This window comes from Pseudomonas pharyngis, assembly GCF_021602345.1.
Classification (GTDB): Bacteria; Pseudomonadota; Gammaproteobacteria; order Pseudomonadales; family Pseudomonadaceae; genus Aquipseudomonas; species Aquipseudomonas pharyngis.
The window spans coordinates 153,642-174,658 of the sequence record NZ_BQID01000008.1; the positions used below are offsets into that span (position 1 = coordinate 153,642).

Below are 21,017 nucleotides of genomic sequence, written 5' to 3' on the forward strand. Positions count from 1 at the left end.
GATCCATCACATAGAGCAGGCGTGCAGACATGATTAAGCCTCGGTGGATGCTTGCTTATAGTTGTAGCCGATCGGGTGCGGCATGTTGCGCGCTTTTGCCAGTTCGATCTGTTTCTGGCGGTCGATGGCGCTGCGACGGGTCTTCTCGCTCAGGCTGTCCCAGCAGTGCGGGCAACTGATGCCGGCCACGTAATGCTCGGAGGCGCGATCTTCAACGCTGACCGGGGTGCGGCAGGCGTGGCACTGATCGTAGTCGCCTTCGCTCAGGTCATGGCGCACGGTCACACGGTTGTCGAAGACGAAGCAGTCGCCCTGCCATTTGGTTTCTTCCTGCGGCACCTCTTCGAGGTACTTCAGGATCCCGCCCTTGAGGTGGTAAACCTCTTCGAAACCTTCGCCGAGCATGTAGCTCGAGGCTTTTTCGCAGCGAATGCCGCCGGTGCAGAACATCGCGACCTTCTTGTGCACGGCCGGATCGAAGTGTTCTTTGATGTAGTCGGGGAATTCGCGAAAACTGGTGGTTTTCGGATCGATGGCGCCTTCGAAGGTGCCGATCGAGACTTCGTAATCGTTGCGGGTGTCGATCAGCAGCACTTCCGGGTCGCTGATCAGCGCATTCCAGTCCTTGGGCTCGACGTAGGTGCCGACCTTCTTGTTTGGGTCGACGCCTTCGACACCCAGGGTCACGATCTCTTTCTTGAGCTTGACCTTGGTGCGATAGAACGGCTGCTCGTCGCAGTACGATTCCTTGTGATCGATATCGACCATGCGCGGATCGTTGCGCAGCCAGGCCAGCAGGCCGTCGATGCCTTCACGGCTGCCGGAAACCGTGCCGTTGATGCCTTCTTCGGCGATCAGCAGGGTGCCTTTGATGCCGTTGTCGACCATCGCTTGCAGCAGGGGCTCGCGCAGGTTGACGTAATCTTCAAGGGTGACGAACTTGTACAGTGCCGCCACGACAATCGGTTGTGTCATGGGTATTTCTCCAGGTGGCTACCCTCGTAAAGGGTGAACCGGATGCGAAAAAAAACGCGCCGGGTCAGCGGCGCGTTGCGGATTCTAGCAAAAAACCTCAGTTCATTGCTGCAAGGCTCAATGCTTGCTGCCGCCGGCACAGGTCGGCGACGCCGGAGCGACGCCTGTCTCTGCCCATTCCTGCGGGGTGTAGGTGTGCAGCGCCAACGCATGGAACTCGCCCATCAGCTCGCCGAGCGTGCCGTAGACTTTCTGGTGGCGCTTGACCCGGTTCAGGCCTTCGAACTGCGCACTGACCACCACTGCCTTGAAGTGGGTCTGCAACCCGCGACTGTGCATGTGGCTTTCGTCCAGCACTTGCAGATGCTCAGGCTGAAGCAGCGCCAGCGTCGATTCGATGCGTTGTTGCATGGTCATCACGAACTCCGCTTACTTCTTCTTGGCCGGAGCCGCGCCTTTCGGAGCCAGCTCGTTGGTCATGTCGTCCAGCAGCTTGTTGACCACCGGTACGGCGCTTTCCAGTTTGGCCTGGGTCATCTGGGCCGATTGCTGGGTCAATTGCGGCATTTTTTCCAGGACTTTCTTGCCCAGTGGCGACTGGTAGAACGCAACCAGGTCTTTCAGCTCGGATTCGCTGAAGTTGCTGGTGTAGAGCTTGACCATGTCCGGCTTCAGCTTGTTCCAGCCAATGGCCTGGTCCAGAGCGGCGTTGGCCTTGGCCTGGTAGGTATCCAGTACGGCTTTCTTGGATTCCGGCGCCTTGGTCTGTTCAAAACGCTGGGCGAACATCTGCTGAACCTGCATGTACACCGGAGTGCCCAGCTTGTCAGCGTGTGCCAGGGTCAGGAAAGCTTCGGCACTGGCGTTGTGGCTGGCGGTATCGGCAAGCACCTGGCCGCTGGCGCAGACCAGGGCAACCGCGGTACAGATGGCACGAAGACGAGTCATCGAGTTTCCTTTTCAGCTAGGCGAGGTAAAACCCCAAGGGCGACCATTCTGCGCCTGAATAACGCTGCGGCTCAACCCCCGGCCCTTGCCGCGCTTGATTGGCGGGGATTTGCCGGTCAACAATCGACCGGATGGAACCACCCGGGCCGACACCGGCCTAAACTGCGCAAACAGACCAACAGGAGTGTGCACGATGAGCCGTATCGAAACCGACAGCCTGGGCCAGATCGAGGTCCCGGACGACGCTTACTGGGGCGCTCAGACGCAACGCTCGCTGATCAACTTCGCCATCGGTCAGGAACGCATGCCATTGCCGGTACTGCACGCCCTGGCCCTGATCAAGAAAGCCGCGGCCCGGGTCAACGACCGCAACGGCGACCTGCCTGCCGACATCGCCCGCCTGATCGAACAGGCTGCCGACGAAGTGCTCGACGGCCAGCACGACGACCAGTTTCCGCTGGTGGTCTGGCAGACCGGCAGCGGCACGCAAAGCAACATGAACGCCAACGAAGTGATCGCCGGCCGCGCCAACGAACTGGCCGGCAACCCACGCGGCGGCAAGACGCCGGTGCACCCCAACGATCACGTCAACCGCTCGCAGAGCTCCAACGACTGCTTCCCCACGGCCATGAGCATCGCCACCGCGCAAGCGGTGCAGGGCCAACTGCTGCCGGCCATCGCCGAGCTCTCAGGTGGCCTGGCCGAGCTGTCGGCGCGGCACATGAAACTGGTCAAGACCGGCCGCACCCACATGATGGACGCCACGCCAATCACCTTCGGCCAGGAGCTCTCCGGCTTCATAGCGCAGCTGGATTACGCCGAACGGGCGATTCGCGCGGCGTTGCCGGCGGTCTGCGAACTGGCGCAGGGCGGCACTGCCGTCGGCACCGGACTCAACTCGCCCCACGGCTTCGGCGAAGCGATTGCCGCTGAACTGGCGGCGTTGTCCGGCCTGCCGTTCGTCACCGCGCCGAACAAGTTTGCCGCCCTCGCCGGCCATGAGCCACTGACCACGCTGTCCGGTGCCCTGAAAACCCTCGCCGTGGCGCTGATGAAAATCGCCAACGACCTGCGCCTGCTGGGTTCCGGCCCACGCGCAGGTTTTGCCGAAGTGCGCCTGCCGGCCAACGAACCGGGTAGCTCGATCATGCCCGGCAAGGTCAACCCGACCCAGTGCGAGGCGTTGTCGATGCTCGCCTGTCAGGTGCTTGGCAACGACGTGGCGATCGGCATCGCCGCCAGCCAGGGTCACCTGCAACTGAACGTGTTCAAACCGGTGATCATTCACAACCTGCTGCAATCGATCCGCCTGCTGGCCGATGGCTGCAGCAACTTCCAGCAGCACTGCATTGCCGGCCTTGAGCCGGACGCCGAAGTCATGGCGAACCATCTGGAACGTGGCCTGATGCTGGTGACGGCGCTGAACCCGCACATCGGCTACGACAAGTCGGCGGAAATCGCCAAGAAGGCTTACAGCGAAGGCAAGACCCTGCGCGAAGCGGCGCTGGAGCTGGGTTACCTGACTGATGAGGAGTTCGATGCCTGGGTGCGGCCGGAGAACATGATCGAGGCCGGTGCCAAGGGCTGAGATCTTCAGCGTCTGTAAGTCAATCTTCGCGAGCAAGCCCGCTCCCACATTTGAGCCGCGATCCCCTGTGAGGAATGCGTTTAAAAGTGGGAGCGGGCTTGCTCGCGAAGAACGATGACTCGGTTAACCTGCTGCCATGCGCATCCGCCGCGCCTTGAGTCCGGCAATCAGCGAAGGCCCCAGCGCCACCAGCGCCGAACCCAGTACCACCAGCACCGCCCCGCCATACCCCAGCAGATTGATGTGCTCGGCATGCACATACTCGGGCCACACCCCCGCCGCCACGGCCACCGCACCGAACGTCACCAACGGCGTGATCGCCAGCGTCGCGCTGACCCGCGAAGCTTCCCAATGCGCCAGCGCCTCGGCAAATGCGCCGTAGGCGATCAGCGTGTTCATGCAGCACGCCAGCAGCAGCCAGCCCTGCAACGGGTTCAGCGACAGTGCCTCAAGCGGATGCACCCACGGCGTCAGCAACAAGGCGCAGAACAGGTAGATCACCATCATCACCTGTAAAGAATTCCACACCGTCAGCAATTGCTTCTGGCCCAGCGCATAGAAAGTCCAGACAGTCGAGGCCAGCAGCACCAGCAACACGCCGGCGGTGTAATCAGACAAAGACGTGAGCAATTCAGCCAGACGCTGATTGAAGAACAACGCAAAACCGATCAACAACACCGCCAGGCCAATGCCCTGACCGATGCTGAAGCGTTCCTTGAACACGAACAGACTGGCGATCAGCAACATGATCGGCCCCATCTGCACCACCAGTTGCGCAGTACCGGGGCTGAGCAGGTTCAGGCCCATGAGGTACAGCACGTAATTGCCCACCAGCCCGAGCACCGCCATCAGCACCAGCCAGCCGCCCTTCGGCCCAAGCACCTTGCGACTGGGCAACCGTTTGGTCGCCGCCAGATAAATGAACAGACACCCGCCGGACACCAGCAGGCGAAACCAGGTCACCGTGACCGGGTCCATTACCACTAGCACCTGCTTGAGCTTGATCGGCAGGATTCCCCACAGAAACGCCGTCAATAACGCCAGGAACATGCCGTACACCCAACGACCCGATGAAACGTGCATGAGAACCCCAAGCGCCAGAGACAGGAGCGCTCATTCTAGGCGCACGGACCAGCCCTACACAGGGACAGTTGCGTTTCAGCCGCAAATGAAACTGTGCAGGTCGCAGCAGAAAATTGACGCTGGGCCGTTGATCGGCTGGCCGGGCGGGATAAGTGGTTCAGGCATAAGCTCATTGGATCCAGCCCGGGACATCATTCACCAAGGAGACCCCGACATGTTAGGCATGCGCGCCCAGGACACCGCCCCCGCCACGCACTTTCGCAGCGACCGCGTGTGCCGGGTCAACGGTGAACTGTATTTCAGCACCCGGGAAAACACCCTCGAAGGGCCGTTCGACAGCCACGAGAAAGCCGAGCAGCAGATAAAGGCCTACATCGCGCGGATGCAGTTGCTGGATTCCGGCAGATAAGCCGTGCTGAACCCAACCGCGGGCAAGCCCTCTCCCCCAGGTTCCGGGTTGGCCACTGAATTGTGAGCACACTCGAACACTGTGGGAGCGGGCTTGCCCGCGATTACGATTTGCCGGTCAACGCATCGTTCAAGGCCTAGCGCACAGCCTCAAACAACCCGGTCGCCCCCATCCCCCCGCCCACGCACATGGTCACGATTCCGTAACGCAGATTGCGCCGCTGCAACTCGCGCACCAGATGCCCGACCTGCCGTGACCCGGTCATGCCGAACGGGTGGCCGATGGAAATCGAGCCGCCGTTGACGTTGTACTTCTCGTTGTCGATTTCCAGACGATCACGGGCGTACAGGCACTGCGAGGCAAACGCTTCGTTCAATTCCCACAGATCGATATCCGCCACCTGCAGGCCTTTGGCCTTGAGCAGCTTTGGCACCGAAAACACCGGGCCGATGCCCATTTCGTCAGGCTCGCACCCAGCGACGGTAAACCCGCGGAAAAACGCTTTCGGCTTGAGCCCCAGTTGCAGGGCTTTTTCCAGGCTCATCACCAGCGTCATCGAGGCGCCATCGGACAACTGCGACGAGTTGCCGGCGGTCACCGAACCGTCCTCGGCGAACACCGGTTTCAACCCGGCAAGGCTTTCATAGGTGGTGTCCGGACGATTGCAGTCATCGCGGTCGACGATGCCATCGAGGATCTGCACTTCACCGCTGTTTTTGTCTTCAACCCGGTACTTCACCGGCATCGGCACGATTTCATCGTTGAACAGCCCTGCTGCCTGCGCCTGAGCGGTGCGGATCTGACTTTGCAGCGAGTAGCGATCCTGCGCCTCGCGGCTGACGCCATAACGGCGCGCCACCACTTCCGCGGTCTGGCCCATGGTGTAGTAGATGCCCGGCGTCTGCTGCTTGAGCAACGGATTGATCAGGTGATCGGTGTTGACACTCTTCAGGGTCAGGCTGATCGACTCGACGCCGCCGGCGACGATGATGTCGCTGCAACCCGACGCGATCTGGTTGGCGGCAATCGCAATCGCCTGCAACCCCGAAGAACAGAAACGGTTGAGGGTCATGCCGGCGGTGCCGGTGCCCAATTGCGAGAGCACCGCCACGTTGCGGCCGATGTTGTAGCCCTGGGCGCCCTCGTTGGAGCCGGCGCCGACGATGCAATCCTCGACGCTGGCCGGGTCGATGTCGTTGCGCGAGAGCAACGCATTGACGCAATGGGCCGCCATGTCATCGGGACGGGTCTGGTTGAACTTGCCACGAAAGGACTTGGCCAGGCCGGTCCGTACGCTGTCGACGATCACCACTTCACGCATGGCATACCTCATTGTTGCAGTCGGTTGAGAGTGGACCGAGCATAAGTCCCCCCCATCGCCGACCGCGACAATCATTCACCTCGCGTATGCGGGCCCATCGGTTCAGTCCTTGTGCTTTTTGGCTCGCTTGTCGGACTTCTCGAAAGCGTCTTCCAGCGCCCGGTTGATCGTGCGCAACACCTTGACCCGGGCCCAGCGCTTGTCATTGGCCTCGACCAGGGTCCACGGCGCGATTTCGGTGCTGGTGCGGTCGACCATGTCGCCCACGGCGGCACGGTAGGCGTCCCACTTGTCACGGTTGCGCCAGTCGTCTTCGGTGATCTTGAAGCGCTTGAACGGGATTTCTTCGCGCTCCTGGAAGCGCTCCATCTGCGTGTCCTTGTCGATCGCCAGCCAGAACTTGACCACGATCACCCCGGCGTCGGCCAGTTGCTCCTCAAAATCATTGATCTCGCCATAAGCGCGCATCCAGTCGGCAGTGCTGCAAAAGCCCTCGACCCGCTCCACCAGCACCCGGCCGTACCACGAGCGGTCGAACACGGTGAACTTGCCCCGCGCCGGAATATGTCGCCAAAACCGCCACAGATACGGCTGCGCCCGTTCCTCTTCGGTCGGCGCGGCAATCGGCACGATGCTGTATTGGCGCGGATCGAGCGCCGCCGCCACTCGACGAATCGAACCGCCCTTGCCCGCGGCATCGTTGCCTTCGAACACGGCCACCAGCGCATGCCGGCGCATGCGTTTGTCACGCATCAGCCCCGACAGCCTTGCCTGCTCGGTAATCAATTGTTCTTCGTAGTCTTTCTTGTCCAGACGCTGGGTCAGATCGAGGCTGTCGAGCAGGTTCAACTGGTCGACGGAAGTCCCCAGCGGTGCAGCGTTGACCTCATGGGGATGCACATCGGGACGCTTCAAGGCATTTTGCAGGCCTTCGAGCAGGATCTTGCCGACCGTCAGGCTGCGGTAGTGCGGGTCGACACCCTCGATGACATGCCACGGCGCGTAATCGCGACTGGTGCGGCGCAACACGCGTTCGCCGTATTTGACGAACTTGTCGTAGGTCTGCGATTGCTGCCAGTCCAGCGGGCTGATGCGCCAGCTGTGCAGCGGGTCGTCGGCCAACGCCTTGAGCCGCGCCTTCATCTGTTTCTTGGACAGGTGGAACCAGAACTTGAAGATCAGCGCGCCTTCATCACAGAACATCTTTTCCATGCGCTCGGCGCCGGCAATCGCCTGATCCAGTCGCGGATCCTTGAACAAACCATGCACCCGGCCCTGCAGCATCTGGCTGTACCAGTTGCCGAAGAAAATCCCCATCCGCCCCTTGGCCGGCAGCATCCGCCAGTAGCGCCAGGCCGGTGGCCGCGCCAGCTCTTCATCGGTCTGCTGATCGAAGGTACGCACTTCGATCAGGCGCGGATCCATCCACTCGTTGAGCAACTTGACCGTCTCGCCCTTGCCGGCGCCTTCGATGCCATTGATCAAAATGATCACCGGGAAACGCTTCTGCTGCTGCAACTCGAACTGGGCTTCGAGCAAGGCTTCACGCAGGGCGGGCACGGCGGCTTCGTAGGTGTCTTTGTCGATGGCGTGACCGATTTCAGCGGATTCGAACATGGGACGGCTCCTTCCAGGATTCAGCAAGACTAGCGGATTGGGCTCTGACGCGGCACAGAAATTCCCGCCGGCGGCGGATTGTCCTTGAGTGATCGTCGGCAAGGCTTGCCATGGATCAAGCGCCGCCTGCGTGATCGGCTAGAATGGCCGCCTTGCCGTTGCCGAGCCTGCCATGAAACCTGTATTGCCCCACGCCCAACTCGACTGGGATGACCAGGGACGCCCGCGTTCGCGAGTGTTCGACGATGTGTATTTTTCCGACCAGTCGGGGCTGGATGAAACCCGCTACGTGTTCCTCGAACAGAACCGTCTGGCCGAGCGCTTCGCCGCACTGCCGGCGGGTGGGCGACTGGTGATCGGTGAAACCGGCTTCGGCACCGGGCTAAATTTTCTCTGTGCCTGGCAGTTGTTCGAACAGCACGCGGTGCCCGGTGCGCGGCTGCATTTCGTCAGTGTCGAGAAATTTCCGTTGAGCCCTGCCGACCTGCAGCGGGCGCTGGCGTTGTGGCCCGACTTGAAGCAGTTCGCCGATCAGTTGCTCAAGCATTACGTGGCAGTCCATCAGGGTTTCCAGCGCATTGTTCTGGATAACGGTCGCGTGACCCTGACCCTGTTGATCGGTGATGCGCTGGAGCAGTTGCCGCAACTGGACGGCCAGATCGACGCGTGGTTTCTCGACGGTTTCGCCCCCGCGAAAAACCCGGAGATGTGGACCGCCGAACTGTTCGCCGAACTAGCGCGGCTGGCGGCGCCCGGCTCGACCATCAGCACCTTTACCAGTACCGGTTGGGTGCGCCGACTGCTCAACGCCGCCGGTTTCAAGATGAAGCGCACGCCGGGCATCGGCCACAAATGGGAAATCCTGCGCGGCGATTTTCTCGGCTGGCCACAAGATGTCCCATTGCCCGCAGCTGAAAAACCGTGGTTCGCCCGCCCGGCGCCTTTCAATGGAGAGCGTCGTGCGCTGGTGATCGGTGCCGGCCTGGCCGGCTGTGCCACGGCGGCCAGCCTCGCGGCAAGGGGCTGGCAGGTCAGTCTGCTGGAACGACATGACGCGGTGGCGCAGGAAGCCTCGGGCAATCCGCAAGGCGTGCTGTATCTGAAACTGTCCGCCCACGGCACCGCACTGTCGCAGTTGATCGTCAGCGGTTTCGGCTACACCCGACGTTTGCTGGAAACCCTGCAACGCGGCACCGATTGGGACGACTGCGGCGTGCTGCAACTGGCATTCAACGAAAAGGAACGCGAACGTCAGGCGCAACTGGCGGCCGCGTTTCCCGAAGACCTGCTGCAATGGCTCGATCAACCCGAGGCACAGGCCCGCGCCGGGATCGGTCTGGCTCATGGCGGTTTGTATTACCCCGAGGGCGGCTGGGTGCATCCGCCGGCGTTGTGTCAGGCGCAATCGACACAACCGGGCGTCACGCTGCTGCCCCATCAGGAAGCCGTGGAGTTGCGCAAGGTCGACGGTCAGTGGCAAGCCTTCGACGGTGAACGATTGATCGCAACAGCACCGGTCGTGGTGCTGGCCGGCGCCGCCGACATCAAGCGTTTCCCCCAGAGCGCCGACCTGCCCCTCAAGCGCATTCGCGGGCAGATCACCCGCCTCGCGCAGACCACGCAAAGCCAGGCGCTGACCAGCGTCGTGTGCGCCGAAGGTTACGTCGCACCGGCACGCCTGGGGGAACACACCCTCGGCGCCAGTTTCGATTTCAACAGCGACGACCTGACCCCGACCACCGCCGAACATCTGGGCAATCTGGCGATGCTCGAAGAGATCTCCACCGATCTGGTCGCGCGCCTGCACGTCAGCGAGCTCGACGCCGAAAGTCTTCAGGGCCGGGCAGCCTTCCGTTGCACCAGCCCCGATTACCTGCCGATCGTCGGCCCGCTCGCCGATCGCGAAGCCTTCACCGAGGCCTATCGCGCCTTGAGCAAGGATGCCCGGCAAGTGCCGGACATTGCCTGCCCATGGCTGGACGGTCTGTACGTCAACAGTGGCCACGGTTCCCGGGGGCTGATCACCGCGCCACTGTCCGGTGAACTGCTGGCAGCCTGGCTGGACAACGAACCGCTGCCCCTGCCCAGAGGTGTCGCAGAGGCGTGTCATCCGAACCGGTTTGCCTTGCGGTGGCTGATCCGGGGCAAATGAGCGAATCCGGGATTGGAATCAACCACCGGGCAACAGGCAAATATTGCCCTCGACCAGTCGTAGCACTTGCTCGGTCAACCGCTCGAGCAAGGCGCTTTCCGTCTGTTCCTGCCGGGCGGCACACAGGTTCATTTCGCTGAGATAGTCGGCCGAGCTGAGTTCTTCGGCTTTCTCGAACAACGCCAGGGCTTCATCCTGGTGATGCGCGCGCGCATCGTCGAACTGTTGGGCAAAACTGCTTTTCATGTATTCGTTCCACCAAGGCTGGCGAACCAGAAACGCCAGCCACTCGGGAGACAATTCGGCAGTCTGGATTCGATTGATAGCCTCCACCAGATCCGCCCCTGTCACCTCCGCGAGTGAGGCGTAATGCATGTGCGAAGGTTGCCCGGGCAATTCGAGTGCCTGCGCCAGACCGGAGCGGTAGGCAAGGGTCACTTCCAGCGGGTCAGGTGCCGCATGGACCTGCGCGTGTTCCGCGGCGATCCGGTCAATCTGCTCCAGCCGAAACAGTCCTCTCGCCAGCCTCATCAGCGCCTTCGTCGAAGGGCGTTGCCCCCTGGGACCACGGGTCACATGGTGGACGTGCACTGCAACTTCCAGGTGGCTGAAGTTCAACGCCGCGTTGTCCGTGCAATTGATCGGGTTGGCCGCCAGATCGAAAATCTGCTCCCGCAATTCGGCATCGGCCTGCGTAGCATCCAGAACCGTCCAGACCCGCCGGTGCATATCCTCGCGCACATTGGCTGACTCGGCGGAATTGCCCAGCTCCGCCAGCAGTGCGAACAGGCCTTCGGCCCTTGGGTCATCCTTGAGTGCGTTCCACATCTGCAGATGCCGGGAGCCTTCTTCTCCTCCCGTCTCGGTCAGCCAGATCGAACGTGCCTGGTTTTCGTCCAGTCGCGCGATATCGTTATCCAGGTAACCCATGCCGACGCCGACCGTCGTGCGGTAGTTTTCAAGGTAAGTTCTGCTGACATCGGAAATCGGGTTACGCCGCAAATTGATCGCTTCACTGAAGCGCCTGGACGTTTCAAAAAGCCAGGCAGGCAGATCACGGATTTCGTTATCCCGCAGATCCACCCGATCCAGATTGGGTAGAAACTGCAGGCCTTTTGGCAGCTCCGTGGCGCGGGTATTGCGCAAGGAGAGGTAAGTCAGATCGAACAGGTTGCGGACATCCACCGTGGCGCCGAGGGGGTTCCCGCTCAGATTCAGACTTTGCAAGGTGCGCAACCCGGCCAGCTTCGCCAGGGCGTGCTCGGTCAGTTGAAGCCGATTGCCGGCCAGGCTCAGCCGCCTGAGGTTCGGCATATGCGAAATGATCTCGGGCAACCGGGTGATCTGATTGCGATCCAGTTCAAGGGACTCGACGTTCGTGAACGCTTTGAGGAAATAAGCGGCATCGTCGTCCAGCAACATGTCTTGCAGAGACAATTGCCTGACATGATCAAACGTCAAACCGACCGGCAAGGTCGGAAACTTGCCGAAGCGCATGCCATCGAGCTTCAAACCATAGACGAGACGCCCGGCGTCATCGGGCAGGGAGATCAAACGGCGAAAACAGTCTTCGATTTCGAACGCAACGATTTGCCGGCATTCGCGAATTTCGTTCAGATCACCGCCCAGGACCTTCATGGCTGCTTCATCTCGGACCCAGGTGTCCATCACATCCCGCAGTCGGCCCAGATCCTTTCGCAACTGTCGGACCCTGACCGCCCTGGTCAGATGGTCGCTGCCCAGCTGGTCAAGGAACTCATTGGCTTGAACGTCAGAAAACAAGGGATAGAGCTTTTTCACCTGCCGCAATAAACGACGCGAATGAGTGTTCGACCCAGCGGGAGAGTCGGCAGGCGTGCACACGGGCTCGGCGGTCGCCGCTTGCCACTGACCGCCTGCCAACACCCGGGCGCATGCCTCACGTTCATCCAGAGCACTCTCCAACAGTTTGCCGCGCAGGCGCCCGCCATTTTCCGGCGTCGGTTGCACAAATCCGATGGCCTTGCGCTGCTGCGCTGAAAGACCTTTGAGAATCGCCTGATAGAGATCTTCCGGCCCGGCCGCGATCCTGCCGAGTGACTTCCTGTCGCTGCCAAACACCTCGTAACCATTGTCGAGTCTGACCAGCGTGCATGAACTCGACGTAACCAGCGGTTTTTCGCCCAGCGTTTCCAGGAGCTGACCGCTCAAGGATTTCGCCCGCAGTTCAAGATAGAACTCGGGATCCCAGCCTGCGAGACGGGGTAGCAACCGGATCGCCAGTTTCCTTGTATCGGCATTGGCGATGTCGGCCAGGTAAAAACCTGCCAATGCCCGATCCACTCGCCCATCGCTCAAAGCCTGACGCGCCCGTTGTGCCAACCCCATGGGCACCCGCCCGGTGCTGCGCAGGCGCATCCGTTCAATGCTCGGCGTCCGTTTGAGCAGCTCCCGGGCGGAGCGCACCGGCAAATCGGGAAAGGCCCTGCGCAACTTGAGCAATTCTCCGGCAACGTCTTGATCGTATCGGCTGTAGAGATGGTCGAAAGTCGACCTTCGATCGGCCTTGATCGCCGCCCCGATCACTTTCGCCAACTGCTGACTCGCATCGGCCGGGGCTACGTCAGCCCCCACCAAGACCTCCACTTCTTTGGGACGCAGAACATCGACGACCGCTTGCAGCAACTCGCCCTTCCCCAGTTGCGCATGCTTCACAATGACGCTCACGGTATCGTCGTCGATCGATCCGGGCGGGTAGGTCGCGGTGATCCGCCCTTGTTCATCCACGACTTTGATGTAGCGATCGGCCGGCCAGTTCGCAAGCCGGGGTAAAGCATGCAGCTGTTCGTTGACGTAACGCGGATCACTCGCCTCGCCACGCTCCATGGCAGCGATGTATTCGCGCACTCTGCGCTCGATTCCAAAACGCTTGATCATGTCTTGCAAGCGAGGCGGTAGCGGCCGGTTGTCATCGCTCAGGCGATGCAGCTCATCGATCCGAGTGTCGGTCAACCGACGGGCCATCTCCAGTCGACTGTCTTCCCAACCCTCAAGACCAGGATCAGTGCGTTTGAGCGTGTACGCTCCGCTCCATCGCTCGGTCTGTTCGAAGTCATGACGCCAGCCTCCGCGATCATTGCGCTTCAATACCGGCTGATAAGCCTGTGCACGCACAGGGTGTTGGACTTCCCAGGTATTGGATGCAGGCTCCAGCGCTACCTCGTAAGCCCGATTGTCGAAATGGGCAAACTGCTTGCCGTTCGCCCGGAACAAGCCTGCAGTATCGGGTTCTGGTTCGGCACCTGTCGGAAGCGGCTGTTCATAACCGAGTAGCTGCGGTTTCCACAATCGAGGCTGACCGTCACGGTCCAATATGGCCGTGAACGGCTGGAAGAAATCCGGATGCTTGCGCACCGTCTTGATTGCCAGTGTTTTCAGGCCCTTGATACCGGCCCCCACGCTGACCATCAGCACAATGTTTTCAGCAACGCTGAGCAGGTGCGAAAACGCCTCCTCACGATCTCCCCGCGACCAGTCCTCAACGCCCTCATAAACTTCCGCAAGCATTTGCCCCACGGCAACCCCCATCATCAGTTGCCCTACGACCGGCACGAAAATCCCGGCCACATTGGCGACCGTCAGACCAATTTCCAGATATTCGAGCAGGCGCTTCTTGCGCGCCTCTTCATCCACATCGGCAGTCGGTACGGCGAGCGCGCGGGCATCGATCTGCAGTTTGCCGATATGGCTCTGGTGCATGAAGTCGAGCAACGACACGGTTATCGGCAAATATTTGGCACGACCCAGGCTGCGAGCGTCCGCGAAGTTTTTGAAAAAATCCGCCTTGTCCACCTCGCCGATGCAATGAGTGAAGTAGCTCCTGTAACTGGCCGTCCCCAATTGGTATTCCAGGTATACGAGGAACGCCGAGAAACTCGCATACTCGTACAACGGTTGAGAGGGCGAGCCGGGCATGTAAACCAGGCACCATTGATCCGGCTCCGAATCGACCGAGCGCTCGGAAAACACCACGATGCCCCAGATGCAACAATCGAACAGTTCGATGCCTTGCATGAGCAGCGGCCGGCCCTGGTAATTCAGGCTTTTGGCATCAGCGATACCACCGGCCTCGAGCAGGCGCTCCAGGCTTTCGTATGCGCCCTGGCTGATGTGTGCATTCAACAGTGCCAGATGCAGATCCAGTCGCATCAACTGTTTTTTCAGGTCGATGATGTTGCGGATCATGGAACCGGTGGCAACCGGTTTGCCATCAACCTGGGTGATACCGAATACCTCTTGAAAATGCTGTTGGTATTTCTGCCCCAGATCGAGCTCGCGACAGAGTCCGGCGAACGCGGTGGGTGTCAGGCCCGCAATCCCTGCAGGATGGCCAGAGATGCGCACGACACTGCCTGCGGGGAAAAAATCGTCCTGTGCCTCCCGCTCCGTGAAGTTCTGCATCGCCGCTTCCAGAAGCGTCGGCGTTGCCGGCGGCGTGACCGGCGATCCTCCGCCGGGCGGGGTGACGGGCTCGCAACCACAGTACTCCCCAGGCAGCTCCAGATAGTCTTTTTCGACATCGAACTGCACTGGCCAGCGAGCTTTCAGGGCGCTGGTCAACAGCGCGGCGCAAAAGCTGTTCAAGGGTTGCAAGCGGCCAAGATCGGCTTCGACCTTCGCCTGAGCGGCGTGTAACTCACGCGCGGTCTGGTCCAGCGCGGCGAGTGCAGAGCTGGAACCTTTCAGAAGGCTGGGGGGCAGGATTTTCTGCAAGGCCTGGGCAGTATCCAGATCGCCGGTGGCTTCCAGCAAAAAAACCAGTATCTGTTCCTGGGTCAGCGGTGTCGCAGTATCCGACTGCGTATTCGACATGGGCAATATTCCTTTATCGCACTTTGGAACCATTACCTTAACGATCCTGCCTGCGTAAAAAAAACACGAAAAACTACGTGATCAGGCCGGCAAACAAGCAGACATCCGCATGTTTTCACTATTTATCTACTACCCATAAACCCAAGCGGAAAGCTAAAGGCCCATCGGTCAGGCCAATGCACTTATAACTGATCGTTCTAAAACTCCCACATCCCAGCCGGGTCAGTTTCTGAGTACCGGCCATTTCGGCGCGGTGCAGTGACACCTTCCCCAACGGAAAAACCGGTAAGGACCTTATGTGCGGATTAGCTGGCGAGTTACGTTTTGATCAACAACCTGCAGACCTTGCAGCCATCGAGCGAATCACCCATCACCTGGCGCCTCGCGGCCCCGACGCGTGGGGCTTCCATGCCCAGGGACCGATTGCCCTGGGCCATCGACGCCTGAAAATCATGGACCTGTCGGACGGCTCGGCGCAGCCGATGATCGACAGCCAATTGGGCCTGTCCCTGGCCTTCAACGGCGCGATCTACAACTTCCCTGAATTGCGTACCGAACTCGAAGCGCTCGGTTATGCGTTCTACTCCGGCGGCGACACCGAAGTGCTGCTCAAGGGTTATCACGCCTGGGGCGAAGCGCTGCTGCCGAAACTCAATGGCATGTTCGCCTTCGCCATCTGGGAGCGTGATGCCCAACGCCTGTTCATCGCCCGCGACCGTCTCGGCGTCAAGCCGCTGTACCTGTCGCGCACCGGCCAGCGCCTGCGTTTTGCCTCGGCCCTGCCGGCCTTGCTCAAGGGCGGCGACATCAACCCGATCCTCGATCCGGTGGCGCTCAACCATTACCTGAATTTCCACGCCGTGGTACCTGCGCCGCGCACCTTGCTGGCCGGTATCGAAAAGCTGCCGCCAGCCAGCTGGATGCGCATTGAAGCAGACGGCACCACCGAGCAGAAAATCTGGTGGACCCTGCCCTACGGACCACACGACGACGAAAAAAACCTGACCCTGGAAGACTGGCGTGACCGCGTGCTCGACAGCACCCGCGAAGCCGTGGCGATCCGCCAACGGGCAGCGGTGGATGTCGGCGTGCTGCTTTCCGGCGGTGTCGATTCGAGCATGCTGCTGGGCCTGTTGCGCGAAGTCGGCGTTGAGAACCTGTCGACCTTTTCCATCGGTTTTCAGGATGCCGGGGGCGAGCGCGGTGACGAGTTTCAGTACTCAGACCTGATCGCCAAGCACTACGGCACCCAGCACCATCAACTGCGCATCGACGAAAAAGAAATCATCGAGCAATTGCCCGCCGCGTTCCGCGCCATGAGCGAGCCGATGGTCAGCCACGATTGCATCGCCTTCTATCTGCTGTCCCGCGAAGTGGCCAAGCACTGCAAGGTTGTGCAAAGCGGCCAGGGAGCCGACGAGTTGTTCGCCGGTTATCACTGGTATCCGCAAGTCGACGGCGCGGCCGATCCATATGCGGCCTATCGCCAGGCGTTCTTCGACCGCAGCTACGACGATTACGCCGCGACCGTGCAGCCGAAATGGCTGACTGCCAATGACGCCGCCGGCGACTTCGTGAAGGAACATTTCGCACAGCCTGGCGCCGATGCGGCGGTCGACAAGGCTCTGCGCCTGGACAGCACGGTGATGCTGGTGGACGACCCGGTCAAACGCGTCGACAACATGACCATGGCCTGGGGCCTGGAGGCGCGCACGCCGTTTCTCGACTATCGACTGGTGGAATTGTCGGCTCGCATTCCGGGCCAGTTCAAACTGCCGGACGGCGGCAAGCAGGTGCTGAAGGAAGCCGCGCGACTGGTCATCCCGAGTGAAGTGATTGACCGCAAGAAAGGTTACTTCCCGGTGCCGGGACTCAAGCATTTGCAGGGCGACACCCTGAACTGGGTGCGCGAACTGCTGCTCGATCCGAGTCAGGATCGCGGCCTGTTCAACCCGGCGATGCTCGACAAATTACTCACTGATCCACAAGGTCAACTCACGCCTCTGCGCGGTTCCAAACTGTGGCAACTGGCAGCCCTGAACCTGTGGCTCAGCGAACAAGGAATCTGATCGATGAAACCTCACGCCACGGCTTACAGCCAACGCCTGCTGCGCGGTCAGACGCCGTCCTACGAACGCTTGCAGGCACGCCTGGCCGAAGATGGCAGCGAGCCTGCCGCCGAACCGATCGCGGTGCATTGCGGCTGGGGCCGATTGCTCATCGGTCACACCTTCCCCGATCCGGCAAGCCTTGCCCGGGAACTGCTCAACGAGCAGACGGGCGAGCGCGACATTGCTTTGTACGTTGCCGCGCCGCAGCAGATTCTCGGGCTGGAACCGACCCAATTGTTTCTCGACCCGTCCGATACCCTGCGCTTGTGGTTCAGCGATTATCGTCAGGCCACCCGCGTGTTTCGCGGCTTCCGCATTCGCCGTGCGCAAAGTGACGCGGACTGGCAGGGGATCAATCAGCTGTATCAGGCGCGCGGCATGCTGCCGATCGACGCCACCCTGCTCACCCCGCACCATCAGGGCGGCCCGGTGTACTGGCTGGCGGAAGACGACGACAGCGGCGTGGTGATCGGCAGCGTCATGGGCCTCAATCACCAGAAGGCTTACAACGACCCGGAAAACGGCAGCAGCCTGTGGTGCCTGGCGGTCGATCCGCAGTGTTCGCGCCCCGGGGTCGGCGAAGTGCTGGTGCGTCATCTGATCGAACACTTTATGAGCCGGGGTTTGAGCTATCTCGATCTGTCGGTGCTGCACGATAACCGCCAGGCGAAAAACCTCTACGCCAAACTCGGTTTTCGCAACCTGCCGACGTTCGCCATCAAGCGCAAGAACGGCATCAATCAGCCGCTGTTTCTCGGCCCTGGGCCAGAGGCGCAGTTCAACCCTTACGCGCGGATCATCGTCGAGGAAGCCCATCGACGCGGCATCGACGTGCAAGTGGATGACGCCGATGCCGGGCTGTTCACCCTCAGTCATGGCGGGCGCCGGGTGCGTTGCCGCGAATCACTGAGCGACCTGACCAGCGCCATCAGCATGAACCTGTGCCAGGACAAGAGCCTGACCCACAAAGTGTTGAAAGCCGCCGGGTTGAATGTGCCGTCGCAGCAGCTGGCAGGAAACGCGGACGACAATCTGGCGTTCCTCGATGAACACCAGCGAGTGGTGGTCAAACCGCTGGATGGCGAACAGGGCCAGGGCGTGGCGGTGGATCTGCAGACCATCGAGGAAGTGCAGCAGGCCATCGAAGCGGCCAGACAGTTCGACACTCGCGTATTGCTCGAAAGCTTCCATGAAGGCTTCGACCTGCGGATTCTGGTGATCGGTTTCGAGGTGGTTGCAGCGGCGATCCGCCGGCCGGCGGAAGTGGTCGGCGACGGCCATCATTCCATCGGCGCCCTGATCGAAGCCCAGAGTCGGCGCCGGCAGGCGGCGACCAGCGGGGAAAGCAAGATTCCGCTGGATCACGAAACCCAGCGCACCCTGCACGCGGCGGGTTACGACTACAGCAGCATCCTGCCGGCCGGTGAGCATCTGTTCGTGCGGCGCACGGCGAATCTGCACACTGGCGGCACGCTGGAAGACGTCACGGCGATTCTGCATCCAACCCTGGCCGAGGCCGCCGTGCGTGCGGCCCGCGCCCTGGAAATACCCATGGTCGGACTCGACCTGATGGTGCCGGCGGCGGATCAACCACAGTACGTGTTCATCGAAGCCAACGAGCGGGCAGGTCTTGCCAACCATGAGCCGCAACCGACGGCCGAGCGGTTTGTCGATCTGTTGTTTCCGCACAGTCAACCGGCCGTTTGATCTCTCTTCAGCGTCATTCCCGCGTTCAACGCGCGAATGACGCCCCGCAACAGGAGTTTCCATGACCACCCAAATTCCCGAACCGGATCTGAACTACCTGCAGAAAGTCCTGCTGGAAATGCTCGCGATTCCCAGTCCCACCGGGTTTACCGACACCATCGTGCGGTACGTCGCCGAGCGTCTGGAAGAACTTGGCATCCCCTTCGAGATGACCCGTCGCGGCACGATCCGCGCCACCCTCAAGGGCAAGAAAAACAGCCCCGACCGTGCGGTCTCGGCGCACCTGGACACCATCGGCGCCGCCGTGCGCGCGGTGAAAGACAACGGGCGTCTGACCCTGGCGCCGGTGGGCTGCTGGTCGAGCCGGTTCGCCGAGGGCAGTCGCGTCAGCCTGTTTACCGACAACGGCGTGATTCGCGGCAGCGTGTTGCCGTTGATGGCGTCCGGGCATGCCTTCAACACTGCCGTGGACGAGATGCCGATCAGTTGGGATCACGTCGAGCTGCGTCTGGACGCCTACTGCGCGACCCGCGCCGATTGTGATTCGCTGGGCATCAGCGTTGGCGATGTGGTGGCCTTCGATCCTTTGCCCGAGTTCACCGAAAGCGGCCACATCAGCGCCCGCCATCTGGACGACAAGGCCGGTGTCGCCGCGCTGCTGGCAGCGTTGAAAGCCATCGTCGACAGCGGTCAGGAGCTGATGATCGACTGTCATCCGCTGTTCACCATCACCGAGGAAACCGGCAGCGGCGCGGCGGCAGCCTTGCCGTGGGACGTCAGCGAATTCGTCGGCATCGACATCGCCCCGGTCGCGCCGGGCCAGCACTCCAGTGAACATGCGGTGAGCGTAGCGATGCAGGATTCCGGCGGGCCGTACGACTATCACCTGTCGCGGCACCTGTTGCGTCTTGCCGGCGAGCACGAACTGCCGGTGCGCCGCGACCTGTTCCGCTATTACTTCAGCGATGCCCATTCGGCAGTGACTGCCGGCCACGACATCCGCACCGCCCTGCTTGCCTTCGGCTGCGACGCAACCCACGGCTACGAGCGCACGCACATCGACAGCCTCGCGGCGCTCAGTCGCTTGCTGGGGGCGTACATTCTGAGTCCGCCGGTGTTCGCCAGCGATGCGCAACCGGCCAGCGGGTCACTGGATCGCTTCAGTCATCAGATCGAGCACGAAACGCAGATGGAGAGCGACACCCGTGTGCCGTCGGTGGACAGCCTGGTGGGGCAGCGTTCGGACAGTTGAGTCTGGCCCTCGGCGATCATTCGCCGTAGCATCCCGACATTGATTTAGCCGAGGTGCCCATGCTGATTCCCTACGACGCGCTCGAAGTCGACACCCTCACCCGCCTGATCGAGGATTTCGTCACCCGTGACGGTACCGACAACGGTGACGACACGCCGCTGGAAACCCGCGTACTGCGGGTTCGCCAGGCGCTGACCAAAGGCCATGCGCTGATCGTTTTCGATCCGGAAAGCGAGCAATGCCAGTTGATGCTCAAGCACGACGTGCCCAAGCACCTGTTCGACTGAAAACGGTCAGCGGCCCTTGCCGCTGGCCTGTTTGCGCTGGATCCGTTCGTAGACCTCGGCGCGATGCACGCCGATCTGCTCCGGCGCTTCGACGCCGAACCGCACGCTGGAGCCGTTGACCGCCAGAACGCGCAAAGTGATGTTGTCGCCGATGGAAATCAGTTCCCCGACAACACGGCTGAGTACAAGCATGGGAGGTGTCCTTCAAGGTTTGCGAGCCTTGAAGATGCGCGGCTTTCGAGCGCCCTACAATGCATGCCGGGCAATTCAGTCATTCCCTACGCGCCAAGGCGCGCAAGCCTTCAGACGTTTCCTTCAGGCCTGCAAGATTCAGCTCGCGGAAAACCGCGGCCCGAACAGAATCACACTGGCCCCGATCACACACAGCGCCACACCGATCCAGTCCGATCCCAACGGGCGGATGCGCTCGACCACCGCCAGCCAGCCAATCGAAGCAATGATGTAGATGCCGCCATAAGCGGCGTAGGCGCGACCGGCGTAGGTCGCTTCGACGCGCGTCAACAGCAGCGCAAAGAGAGTCAGACTGATCAGTGCCGGGATCACCCACAAGGTGCTCTTGCCCTGGCGCAACCACATCCAGAACGCGAAACAGCCGGCGATTTCGAACAGCGCGGCGAGAAAAAACCACAGATAGTTGAGCATGCAAGACATCTCGTCAGGGTGACTGTTGCGGCCACCCTAACGATGCGACGAAC

The 21,017-nt window shown here is 61.2% G+C and carries 16 protein-coding genes; 7 read left to right on the forward strand and 9 right to left on the reverse strand.

Features of this window, described 5'->3' with window-relative positions:
* Positions 1-33: 33 nt before the first annotated feature.
* The 3 genes from trhO to L6D74_RS17790 all read right to left on the reverse strand — a co-directional run bounded on the left by trhO (position 34) and on the right by L6D74_RS17790 (position 1,923).
* On the reverse strand, positions 34-975 hold the full coding sequence (gene trhO, locus L6D74_RS17780) for an oxygen-dependent tRNA uridine(34) hydroxylase TrhO (protein ID WP_085647494.1): 942 nt from the start codon (positions 973-975) through the stop codon (positions 34-36).
* Positions 976-1,092: 117 nt separating this feature from the next.
* Positions 1,093-1,392 carry a BolA family protein gene (locus tag L6D74_RS17785; protein ID WP_007950896.1) on the reverse strand — a complete coding sequence of 100 codons (300 nt, stop codon included), beginning with the start codon at positions 1,390-1,392 and terminating at the stop codon, positions 1,093-1,095.
* Positions 1,393-1,404: 12 nt separating this feature from the next.
* Positions 1,405-1,923, reverse strand: coding sequence for a DUF2059 domain-containing protein (locus L6D74_RS17790; RefSeq protein ID WP_007950895.1), 519 nt, complete (start codon positions 1,921-1,923; stop codon positions 1,405-1,407).
* A gap of 193 nt (positions 1,924-2,116) precedes the next feature.
* Between L6D74_RS17790 and L6D74_RS17795 the strand changes: the two genes are divergently transcribed.
* The gene (locus L6D74_RS17795; protein ID WP_064598467.1) at positions 2,117-3,511 is read left to right on the forward strand and encodes a class II fumarate hydratase; all 1,395 of its coding nucleotides are present in this window, start codon (positions 2,117-2,119) and stop codon (positions 3,509-3,511) included.
* Between the two features lie 123 nt (positions 3,512-3,634).
* On the opposite strand, the gene L6D74_RS17800 is transcribed toward L6D74_RS17795, so the two are convergent.
* On the reverse strand, positions 3,635-4,594 hold the full coding sequence (locus L6D74_RS17800; RefSeq protein ID WP_085612159.1) for a DMT family transporter: 960 nt from the start codon (positions 4,592-4,594) through the stop codon (positions 3,635-3,637).
* Between the two features lie 214 nt (positions 4,595-4,808).
* On the opposite strand from L6D74_RS17800, the gene L6D74_RS17805 reads away from it, so the two are divergent.
* Positions 4,809-5,003 carry a DUF6316 family protein gene (locus L6D74_RS17805; RefSeq protein ID WP_085647618.1) on the forward strand — a complete coding sequence of 65 codons (195 nt, stop codon included), beginning with the start codon at positions 4,809-4,811 and terminating at the stop codon, positions 5,001-5,003.
* A gap of 136 nt (positions 5,004-5,139) precedes the next feature.
* On the opposite strand, the gene L6D74_RS17810 is transcribed toward L6D74_RS17805, so the two are convergent.
* Complete coding sequence (locus tag L6D74_RS17810; RefSeq protein ID WP_039770588.1) at positions 5,140-6,324, reverse strand: thiolase family protein; 1,185 nt, start codon at positions 6,322-6,324, stop codon at positions 5,140-5,142.
* A 102-nt stretch (positions 6,325-6,426) separates the two neighbouring features.
* Positions 6,427-7,941 carry a polyphosphate:AMP phosphotransferase gene (gene pap / locus L6D74_RS17815; RefSeq protein WP_064598472.1) on the reverse strand — a complete coding sequence of 505 codons (1,515 nt, stop codon included), beginning with the start codon at positions 7,939-7,941 and terminating at the stop codon, positions 6,427-6,429.
* A gap of 172 nt (positions 7,942-8,113) precedes the next feature.
* Here pap and mnmC point away from each other — a divergent pair, with 172 nt between their 5' ends.
* Positions 8,114-10,093, forward strand: a complete 1,980-nt coding sequence (mnmC, locus tag L6D74_RS17820; RefSeq protein WP_236189935.1) for a bifunctional tRNA (5-methylaminomethyl-2-thiouridine)(34)-methyltransferase MnmC2/FAD-dependent 5-carboxymethylaminomethyl-2-thiouridine(34) oxidoreductase MnmC1 — start codon at positions 8,114-8,116, stop codon at positions 10,091-10,093.
* A gap of 18 nt (positions 10,094-10,111) precedes the next feature.
* Here mnmC and L6D74_RS17825 read toward each other — a convergent pair whose 3' ends face one another.
* On the reverse strand, positions 10,112-14,944 hold the full coding sequence (locus L6D74_RS17825) for an NEL-type E3 ubiquitin ligase domain-containing protein (protein ID WP_236189936.1): 4,833 nt from the start codon (positions 14,942-14,944) through the stop codon (positions 10,112-10,114).
* A gap of 296 nt (positions 14,945-15,240) precedes the next feature.
* On the opposite strand from L6D74_RS17825, the gene L6D74_RS17830 reads away from it, so the two are divergent.
* From L6D74_RS17830 to L6D74_RS17845, 4 genes are all read left to right on the forward strand, one after another.
* Entirely contained in the window at positions 15,241-17,013 is a 1,773-nt protein-coding gene (locus L6D74_RS17830) for an N-acetylglutaminylglutamine amidotransferase (RefSeq protein WP_236189937.1), read from the forward strand.
* A 3-nt stretch (positions 17,014-17,016) separates the two neighbouring features.
* Positions 17,017-18,762, forward strand: a complete 1,746-nt coding sequence (gene ngg / locus L6D74_RS17835; RefSeq protein WP_236189939.1) for an N-acetylglutaminylglutamine synthetase — start codon at positions 17,017-17,019, stop codon at positions 18,760-18,762.
* Positions 18,763-18,823: 61 nt separating this feature from the next.
* Positions 18,824-20,014 carry an osmoprotectant NAGGN system M42 family peptidase gene (locus tag L6D74_RS17840; RefSeq protein WP_236189940.1) on the forward strand — a complete coding sequence of 397 codons (1,191 nt, stop codon included), beginning with the start codon at positions 18,824-18,826 and terminating at the stop codon, positions 20,012-20,014.
* 59 nt (positions 20,015-20,073) lie between these two features.
* Positions 20,074-20,301 carry a YheU family protein gene (locus L6D74_RS17845; protein WP_236189941.1) on the forward strand — a complete coding sequence of 76 codons (228 nt, stop codon included), beginning with the start codon at positions 20,074-20,076 and terminating at the stop codon, positions 20,299-20,301.
* 6 nt (positions 20,302-20,307) lie between these two features.
* Here the strand turns inward: L6D74_RS17845 and csrA are convergent, their stop codons facing one another.
* Positions 20,308-20,493 (reverse strand): carbon storage regulator CsrA, encoded by a 186-nt coding sequence (gene csrA, locus L6D74_RS17850; RefSeq protein WP_039770603.1) that lies wholly within the window; start codon positions 20,491-20,493, stop codon positions 20,308-20,310.
* Positions 20,494-20,631: 138 nt separating this feature from the next.
* Positions 20,632-20,964: a YnfA family protein gene (locus L6D74_RS17855; RefSeq protein ID WP_236189942.1), complete on the reverse strand. Its 333-nt coding sequence runs from the start codon at positions 20,962-20,964 to the stop codon at positions 20,632-20,634.
* Positions 20,965-21,017 lie beyond the last annotated feature (53 nt).